This is a genomic window from Sphaerisporangium sp. NPDC005288 (assembly GCF_040607475.1).
Lineage (GTDB): Bacteria > Actinomycetota > Actinomycetes > Streptosporangiales > Streptosporangiaceae > Sphaerisporangium > Sphaerisporangium rhizosphaerae.
The window spans coordinates 1-1,836 of the sequence record NZ_JBEXGT010000111.1 but is presented as its reverse complement, the minus strand read 5'-3'; the positions used below and the strand labels follow the sequence as shown (position 1 = coordinate 1,836).

Annotated in this window: 1 protein-coding gene and 2 pseudogenes; 2 read left to right on the top strand and 1 reads right to left on the bottom strand. The window is 72.9% G+C overall.

Features of this window, described 5'->3' with window-relative positions; translation table 11 throughout:
- Positions 1-363, bottom strand: a pseudogene (locus ABZU32_RS40890) (phospholipid carrier-dependent glycosyltransferase); the annotation flags it as partial.
- 128 nt (positions 364-491) lie between these two features.
- Between ABZU32_RS40890 and rsmI the strand changes: the two are divergent.
- Both rsmI and ABZU32_RS40880 read left to right on the top strand, forming a co-directional pair.
- The gene (gene rsmI, locus ABZU32_RS40885; RefSeq protein ID WP_354932161.1) at positions 492-1,337 is read left to right on the top strand and encodes a 16S rRNA (cytidine(1402)-2'-O)-methyltransferase; all 846 of its coding nucleotides are present in this window, start codon (positions 492-494) and stop codon (positions 1,335-1,337) included.
- Between the two features lie 61 nt (positions 1,338-1,398).
- Positions 1,399-1,836, top strand: a pseudogene (locus tag ABZU32_RS40880) (hypothetical protein); the annotation flags it as partial.

Here is a 1,836-nt window from a genome sequence, read left to right as displayed (position 1 = left end):
GACGACATAGGAGGCGCACTGGTCCAGCTCGTTCGGGCCGCACTGCTTCCAGATGCCGGAGTTGCCGGCCAGGAGCATCTTGTCGGCGTCCTTGACCGCGACCCGCTCCACGCCGAAGTTGATCAGCGAGAGCGAGTCCTTGGCGTAGTAGGTCTCGTCGAACACGATCGCCTTGGGGGAGCCCAGGCGGTCGAACCGCAGGAAGGCGCCGAACAGCGCCACCAGGATCGGACCGAGCCACCCCCACAGGGGGTTCCCTTGGAACGGTGGAACCAGCCGGTCGCGGACCGAGCCCGGCTGTGCGGGGTCGTCGTGCGGCTCCGGCTGCTCGAAGTCCTGGTTAGGGAAGTCCGTCAGGGCCATCCGGACATCGTACGGGGCGGCTATTACGTCCAGCCTAAGAAACACCTCTTACGTACCCAATTGGGGGAGTCCTTCCAGGGAGCGACCGGTCGACGGCGCCCGCGCCCGTGGAACGTTCATGAGGAAGGATGGGCACCGTGAACGACAACGGCAGGCTGGTGCTGGCAGGGGCTCCGATCGGGCGCGTCGAGGACGCCTCCGCCCGGCTGCGGGAGGCGCTCGCCGGCGCCGACGTCGTGGCCGCCGAGGACACCCGCCGGCTGCGCCGGCTGGCCGCCGACCTCGGGGTCACGCTCGCGGGCCGCGTGGTGTCCTACTACGACGCCAACGAGGCGGCCAGGGCGGGCGAGCTGCTCGCCGACCTCCAGGACGGGCGCACCGTGCTGGTCATCACCGACGCCGGGATGCCGGGGGTCTCCGATCCCGGCTACCGGCTGACGCACCTCGCGGTCGAGGCCGGCATCCCGGTGACGGCGCTGCCCGGTCCGTCGGCCGTGACGACCGCGCTCGCGATCTCCGGCCTGCCCAGCGACCGGTTCTGCTTCGAGGGCTTCCCGCCGCGCAAGCCAGGAGAACGGGCCCGGCGGCTGGCCGCGCTCGCCGCCGAGGAGCGCACCATGGTCTTCTTCGAGGCCCCGCACCGGTTGCGCGCCTGCCTGGCCGCGATGGCCGAGGCGTTCGGCGCCGAGCGGCCCGCGGCGGTCTGCCGCGAGCTGACCAAGACCTACGAGGAGGTGCGGCGCGGCCCACTGTCGGAGCTGGCGGCCTGGGCCGAGGGGGACGTTCGCGGCGAGATCACGCTGGTCGTCGCCGGGTACGCGCCCGGCGACGCCGAGCCCGACATCGGCGCGCTGGTCGCGGAGGTGGCCCGGCGGGAGCAGGCGGGGGTGTCGCGCAAGCAGGCCATCGTCGAGGTGGCCAAGGCCGCCGGCGTCCCCAAGCGCGAGCTGTACGACGCCGTCCACCGCGCCTGACGCCCCCGTCGCGGGGCCTGATCTCTGGATGCGGGTGGCGCCCTGCCAATAGGGTGCCCGGGTGCCCGTTCGCGTCTTCCTTCCGAGATTCGCCAGAGACACGCGACTTGTCGCCGGAGCGCCGCTCCGACCGCCCGGCGAGGCCGGCGACGTCGGCGGAGCCGGCGGGAGCGCCGAGGACGCGGCCCCCGTGCCGGTGCGCGACCGGCTGGTCCCGCCGTTCCAGGGCGGCGCCCTGTGGGGGTGGCTGAGCCCGATCCTGGTGGCGGTGTTCGGCGCCCTGCTGCGGTTCGACCGGCTCGGCACCCCCAAGGCGGTGGAGTTCGACGAGACCTTCTACGCCAAGGACGCGCTGTCCCTGCTCAGGTACGGCGTCGAGCGCACCTTCCTCGGCACGGACAAGGACCCGATCGCCGACCGGCGGCTCATCGCCGGCAGGGACGACCTCTGGGTGAGCTGCACCCCCGACAACCTCGACCCGTGCGCGCAGTACGTGGCG